General features: G+C 63.2%; 4 protein-coding genes. 1 reads left to right on the forward strand and 3 read right to left on the reverse strand.

What is annotated here, in order from left to right:
* Positions 1-316: 316 nt before the first annotated feature.
* Positions 317-2,320: a PhoX family phosphatase gene (locus EN750_RS15950; RefSeq protein WP_127396979.1), complete on the reverse strand. Its 2,004-nt coding sequence runs from the start codon at positions 2,318-2,320 to the stop codon at positions 317-319.
* 560 nt (positions 2,321-2,880) lie between these two features.
* On the opposite strand from EN750_RS15950, the gene EN750_RS15955 reads away from it, so the two are divergent.
* On the forward strand, positions 2,881-3,348 hold the full coding sequence (locus EN750_RS15955; RefSeq protein ID WP_127396980.1) for a hypothetical protein: 468 nt from the start codon (positions 2,881-2,883) through the stop codon (positions 3,346-3,348).
* A gap of 280 nt (positions 3,349-3,628) precedes the next feature.
* Here EN750_RS15955 and EN750_RS15960 read toward each other — a convergent pair whose 3' ends face one another.
* Positions 3,629-4,288, reverse strand: coding sequence for a response regulator transcription factor (locus EN750_RS15960; protein WP_023813468.1), 660 nt, complete (start codon positions 4,286-4,288; stop codon positions 3,629-3,631).
* A complete protein-coding gene (locus EN750_RS15965; RefSeq protein ID WP_127396981.1) occupies positions 4,285-5,679 on the reverse strand; it encodes a sensor histidine kinase in 1,395 nt (464 codons plus the stop codon). The genes EN750_RS15960 and EN750_RS15965 overlap by 4 nt, the downstream gene beginning before the upstream one ends.
* Positions 5,680-5,730: the final 51 nt, after the last annotated feature.

Genomic DNA, 5,730 nt, shown 5'->3' on the forward strand with positions numbered 1-5,730 from the left:
CATGTCCTCTTCCACCATGCCGGCATTGTGCAAGGCGAGCAGGTTAAGCGCGATTTCCCGCGCGTCGGCGGAATCGGGATGTGCCTCGCGCCGCCGGCAGGCCTCGTCGAACACGCGCTGCAGCTTGGCGATATCGGCTGGCTTGAGCAAGCCACGGTCATAGACGGACTTCGACATGGCGATCTCCTGATAAAGACCTAGAGCGCCACGTTTAAATTGCCAATCTTTCCCGAGGCCTGACGGATTTCACGCAAAAAAGGGAGGGACTTCGGGTCGCCGAAGTCCCTCCCTTGAGATTGCAAACGAGTACCTGATATCAGACCGCGATCTTGCCGCCGCCCTGTTTGGTGATGGCGACGACCGACGGCCGCACCGGCATGTCGGGCTTGAAGTCGGGCCAGCGCGTCGACAGGTCCTCATAGTAGGACGGGCGCCCGAACGCTTCCCAGTCCTCTCCGCCGTCGCCCGGATGCTGGACGGCGACGAAGGCGGTCCGGTCGTCGGGCGCAAACAGCGGACCGCACATTTCGGCGCCGATCGGCACGCGGAAGAACAGTTTCGAGGTCGCCCGCGCCGCCCCCTCCGTGTCCACCGCCCATAAGCCATCGGTGCGGCCGGTGGCTTTCGGACCCTGGCCGTCGGTCGCGACCCAGAGACGCCCGGCCGAATCGACCGCGCAATTGTCGGGCATGCCGAACCAGCCATTGGCCGTCGTTGCCGTCGAGAAGGTGGCACCGACATCGGCAACCGAGGGATCGCCGCATTTCAGCAGCACTTCCCACTTGCCCTTGGCGGCCGTGAAATCACCGCCGTCCTCGGCGATCTCGATGATGTGGCCGAAGGCGTTTTCGGCGCGCGGGTTGGCGGCGTCGACCTGGTCGGCCTTGCGCTTCGAATTGTTGGTCAGCATGACATAGACCTTGCCGTTGACGCCGTTGGGCTGAATGTCTTCCGGGCGGTCCATCTTGGTGGCGCCGAGCAGGTCGGCGGCGCGGCGCGTCTCGATCAGCACGTCGGCCTGGCCAGTGAAACCGTTTTCAGCCGTCAGCGGCCCCTGGCCGAACACGATCGGCAGCCATTCGACCGTGCCGTCTTCGGCGAACCTGGCGACATGCAGCGTGCCATCGTCGAGCAGGTCCTTGTTGGCGGCACGGTCGTTCGGATTGAACGCGGCCCTGGTCACGAACTTGTAGACATAGTCGAAGCGCTCGTCGTCACCGAGATAGAAGACGACGCGGCCGTCCTTGGCGACGATCGATTCGGCGCCCTCATGCTTGAAGCGGCCCATGGCGGTGCGCTTCCTCGGCGTCGAGGTCGGGTCGTTGACATCGACCTCGACGATCCAGCCGAAGCGGTTGGCTTCGTTGGGTTCCTTGGCGAGGTCGAAACGCTCGTAATGCGCCGCCCATTCATAGGCGCCTTCGGGAATGCCGAGACGCTTGTAGTTCGCGGCTTCCTTGTGGTCTTCCGGCAGCTCGCCGGAAAAATAGCCATGGATGTTCTCCTCGGCCATCACATAGGTGCCCCAGGGCGTGACGCCGCCGGCGCAATTGTTGACGGTGCCGAAAACCTTGGTGCCGGACGGATCGGCTTTGGTCTTGACGCGGTCATGGCCGGCGACCGGGCCGGACAGCGCCATTTCGGTGTTGGCGGTGATGCGGCGATTGAGCTTGCCGTCGCGCACCACCTGCCATTTGCCACCGTCCTTGCGGATCTCGACGATGGTGCCGCCATGGGCGGCCATCTCGACATCGATCTGCTCCTTCGAGAGGGGCGCGACTTCGGCCGACTTCTTGCCGTCCTTTTCGACGATCTTCACGATGCCCGGGAACATCAGATGCGGATTGGTGTATTCGTGGTTGACCACCAGCAGGCCATGTTCGGCTGAGCCGTCGATCGGGATGTAGCCGACATAGTCATTGTTGTAGCCGAACTGTTTCGCCTGGGCCTCGGCCGACTGTTTCGTCGGGTCGAAGTCGGGCGAATCGGCAAAAAGCGGATCGCCCCAGCGCAGCAGGACATCGGCATCGTAACCCGGCGCGACATGGTGCTTGTCGTCGATGCCGGCCTCGAGTTCGTCGAACGCGAAGACCGAGCCTTCCGCTGCCCGGGCCTCGTCGGCGCTGATCAGCGCCAGCGGGCTTACGGTGGCGGCGATGGCCGAGACGGCCAGCGAGCCCTTGAGGAAGCCGCGGCGCGAGAACCGCGCGGCGATGATCTCGCCCATGGTGCGGTTGTCGGAGGCATTGATGGCCGGGCCGTCGTTTTCCTCGAGCAGGCTGGTGCGGAATCGGGTGTCGGGGGAGCGAAGGTCAGTCATGGTGGCTTGCCTCTGGCTGTTGGGTGGCTGGAGCGTGGGGTACCTGTTTGACCCCCCTTATAATCGCCGGGTCACATTTTCGTGACATTGGGGGACCTTTCAGACGCGACTGCATTCCGCGCAGCGCTGGCTCAGCCTTCCCGAAGGCCGTGAACTGCTCCGGAATCGACTTTTCGAGATGAAGGAGACCTTCGGCGGCATGTTTCGCCGCGCCTCCTGCGACGGCGCATGGCGTCAGCCGCTGCAAACCGATCAACGCACAAAGCCGGCTCGACAAAGTCACCTCCGCCGCCCCCGGCGGAGGTGACTTGATGTTCGGCGTCTGCCGTCGTCAGGCGTAGGGAAAGCGAGTCTCCCATTTAACGATGGCGGTCGCGGCGCCGTTCATGCAAAGCTAATGTAGCATACGCTTGGGACTTTAGTCCAATCTTGCGCTTGCAAAGGTCCTAGTTGACAACCGCAACGGTCGGAGGTCGCTTCCGGGCGCCGCGTCTTTCGGCAATGTTGTTGCACTGCAACGTTGGGGTGGGGCGCGCCGGGCTCAGTCGTCGGAGATCAAAATGCACAGATCGGTCACGACCCGTTGTTGCCGGCTGGCGCTCAAATCGGCAGCGGCGCTGGCGTTGACGATTGCTCCCTACCAAATTGTCCTGGACGGCTCCGTTCCCGGCATTCACACCGCCAGCGCATACGCCAAGGGTGGCGGTAACAGCGGTGGTGGCGGCGGCAATTCCGGCGGCGGTAATGGCGGGAACAGCGGTAATGGCGGGAATAGCGGGAACGGCAACAGCGGCAATAGCGGCAACAGCGGCAAATCGGGATCCAATCAGGGTAAGAGCGGAAGCCATGTCAATGCAAAGACCGGTGACAAGATCGACGTGACCGGTAACAAGATCACGGTCCGGCATCCCGACGGCATAACGGAAAAGCTCGAGAACGGACGTTTCAGCATGAAGGACGCGCTCGGTCGCACGATCATCGACCGCCAGGCCACGCCGGCCGATGCCGATCGTCTCAAGGCCTTGTGAAGCTGGCCAACAGGCAACGGTCAGCTTTGCACGTCACCTCCGCCGCCCCCCGGCGGAGGTGACATCGTTTTGGCGGTGCCACGCCGGTCCCGAGGCGCGACGCGCTTTGCGCGGTCCGCACCTTGCGGAGGCACGCAACCGTTCAATTATTGTTTTTCGCAATCCGGATGATTTCAGGTCGAAGCGGCCTGAAAACTGAATCCGCCTCTAAATCAAAGAGATAGAGCATGATGTCTTCCGAAAACCGCTTCACACCTTTCGGCATCATGCTCTCGTTGCTCTAGGAAGGCCTGTCGCGGTCGCGCAACTCACGCATCATCAAGGCCGCTTCGGTGCGGTTTCGCACATTGAGCTTCGACAGCACCCCGGTCATGTGATGCTTGACGGTCTTCTCCTGCAGCTCAAGCCGCAAGGCGACTTCCTTGTTGCTCAGCCCCTCCGCCACCAGCCGCAGGATTTCCGTCTGCCGATCGGTGAGCTGCCGCAGCCGTTCCGCAATGCCGTCGGTCGGCTGCTGGGACTGGAGATCCGAAAGCAGCCGAGCCGACAGCGTCGGCGACAGATAGCTTTCGCCGGCTGCAACATTGCGCAGGATGTCGGCGAGCCCGCGCGACCCGACGCCTTTGAGGACATAGCCATTCACCCCTGCGTTCAGCGCCTTTGTCACATCGGCGTTGGCCTCCGAAACGGTCAGCATGACGATCTTCTGGGCCGGATGGCTGGCCAGGATGCTTGCGACGGCGGTCAGCCCGCCGCCCGGCATGGAGATATCGAGCAGCAAGATGTCAGGCCGCACCGTCGTGGCGAGGCGTTCGGCATCCTGCGCCGTGGCGCCCTCGCCAACCATCTCGAAGCCTCCGATCTCCGACAGGCTGCGCGTCACACCTTCGCGAAAGAGGGGGTGATCGTCGACAATGGCGATGCGAATGGTCCCAGTCATGCTTGCTCCTCGACCGATAGACGGATCACCAAACGCGTACCTTGCGGCCCGGTCAAGGTTTCGAACTGTCCGCCAATGCTTTCGACCCGCTCCCTGAGGCCGGCGAGGCCGAGACCCTCGACCCGTGCCGCCGGATCGAAGCCGGGCCCGCCGTCCGACACTTCGACAAAAAGCCGGCCACCTTTCATCCCCGCACTCACCGCCTGATCCTTGCCCAACCCATGGCGATAGGCGTTGTTCAGCCCTTCCTGGACGAAACGATAGATGCTGATCTTCTCGGAGGCGCCGGGCTCTGGCAACTGTCCGGTCAGCGTCAGCGTCACCGACGTTCCCGTCCTCTGCTCGTGTTCCTTGACCGCCAGCCGCAGAATGTCGGTTGCGGCAGCCGTCTCGATCTGCGGCAAAACAAGGCCGGTGCAGATGCCGCGTATTTCGCGCATCGCGTCCTCCAGTGTCTTGCGGATCATTGCGACCTCGGTCGAACGGCTTACGCTCGAATGGCCATCGCTGGAAAATATCGGGCTGTCCATGCGCAGCGCCGCCAGTGCCACGAGTTGGGCCGGGCCGTCATGGAGGTCGGCGCCGATCCGGCGCAGATATCTTTCGTTGAGCGCGGTGGCGCGGCGGGAGGCCCGTTGCACGCGCAGTCGCAAAGCACTGTTTTGCACTACCAGACCCTGCAGCTCCGAAACCTGGCGGCGCAGCGCCCCACGCTGATCGTCGATGGTGCGGCTGCCGCGCAGGACAATCCCCGACAGGAGCAGGAATGCCGCGAGCGTCGCGCCGGCCACGATCAGCCAGCTCGACCACAGGGCGGACGCCAGGGTGGCCTGGAAATCGTCGGCGATTTCATAAAACTCGGTGACCGCCACCACCTCGCCCGACCAGGGCTCGCGCACGGGATTGTAGATCTCCAGCAATGGCAAGCCGGTAGCCTTCTCCTCGCGTTCATCATCTTCGAATGTATTGAATTCAGCGACGACATTGCCTTCGAAGGCGGAACGCAGATTGTCGCTCGGACCGAAGCGGCGGCCGATCAGGGACGCCTCCTTGGCGTAGAGAACCGTGCCGTCGCGGCGCCAGAGCACGAACGATTCGAGGCGCTTGCCGAGCGCGCCCTGGCCAAGCGTCTCGTCCAGCGCCTGCTTGACGGACTCGCTGAGCTCCTGGTCCTTGCGCAAGTCGGGAAGCAGCGGCGCAATCACGCTGTCGACATAGAGCGCCGTCGTGGCGGCCGAATTGCGGATGACGCCGTCCCGGATCTGCGCCGTCACCCAGGTGCCCACCACCAACATGACGGCCAGCAGGCCAAAGCCGCCGGCAACGACGAATTGCAGGGCAAGGGAAAGCTCGCTCCAGCGCCGCATCAGGTTTTGAAAACTGCGAATCATGAGCCCCTGACCGCCCTTCGAACCGACAGATTGGGCGATGTTAGTACTTTG

Origin of the sequence: Mesorhizobium sp. M7A.F.Ca.ET.027.03.2.1 (genome assembly GCF_003999175.1) — a bacterium.
In the GTDB taxonomy this organism is placed as follows: Bacteria; Pseudomonadota; Alphaproteobacteria; order Rhizobiales; family Rhizobiaceae; genus Mesorhizobium.

Bases quoted from the DNA above. Each gene is read 5' to 3' on its own strand.
- EN750_RS15950 (WP_127396979.1), bottom strand. From the start codon at position 2,320: ATGACTGACCTTCGCTCCCCCGACACCCGATTCCGCACCAGCCTGCTC.
- EN750_RS15955 (WP_127396980.1), top strand. From the start codon at position 2,881: ATGCACAGATCGGTCACGACCCGTTGTTGCCGGCTGGCGCTCAAATCG.
- EN750_RS15960 (WP_023813468.1), bottom strand. From the start codon at position 4,288: ATGACTGGGACCATTCGCATCGCCATTGTCGACGATCACCCCCTCTTT.
- EN750_RS15965 (WP_127396981.1), bottom strand. From the start codon at position 5,679: ATGATTCGCAGTTTTCAAAACCTGATGCGGCGCTGGAGCGAGCTTTCC.